Genomic DNA, 684 nt, shown 5'->3' with positions numbered 1-684 from the left:
CAATCCTGGCAGTGGCATATCACTATCCTGAGGGGCCGCCCTTCGACGCTGAACCGTGCAGCCCCGCAGAGACATCCGCCTTCGCGAATAACCTTGAAGCCGTTGGCATGCTGAGGTTGCTGCGTCTGCTGCTTGATCGGCGCAGATGCAGCATTGCCTGAGCAAGATGGGAAATGCGTGCTGGCTGGTTGCTCGATCATCAGATTGGGAGGCATCGGCGTTCGGTGTGGCATTTCAGGTCGTCGCTCTCTTCTCGCCATGACAGGGGCAGCACCCTAGTGCGGTCGCGGTATATTCCCTGCGCAACGAGCAAAGTCTCCGGATGTTCCGAAAAAGCCTCTACGATGTGGTCCTTGCCGCGCTCGCTCGGGCCCGGTGCCGGTTCAGACATCACCACCCTTACATTGTTCCGGGGCTTCGCGAGCGCAGCTAGTTGTGGAGCCTCAACAAAGCCTGGTAACTCCAGTCTCCCCGGTCCGGTTCTCCCGAAAGCTCACAGCTAGTCTGCGGAGATGCCGGTTTGGCGATGGCTTGGTGGCTTTGCCTGTGGCTACCGCCGGCGTACACGTCTCGGGCGCCCATCGCCAGCGCCTGTGGCAAGCAAGGATAAGAGCCGCTAGCCAGGGCATTACCCAGCCGTCGCACCCCCTAGCCCGTGCAGTGCTTCCTTTGGCAAACCGATAC

1 protein-coding gene is annotated in these 684 nt (G+C 60.7%); it reads right to left on the bottom strand.

Features of this window, described 5'->3' with window-relative positions; translation table 11 throughout:
- A partial coding sequence (locus ACXJ7R_RS35420) for a GFA family protein (RefSeq protein WP_457155845.1) occupies positions 1–200 on the bottom strand: 200 nt, incomplete at its 3' end.
- Positions 201–684 lie beyond the last annotated feature (484 nt).

The organism is Mesorhizobium sp. P5_C1, assembly GCF_054049815.1.
This window is presented reverse-complemented; position numbering and strand designations above follow the sequence as displayed.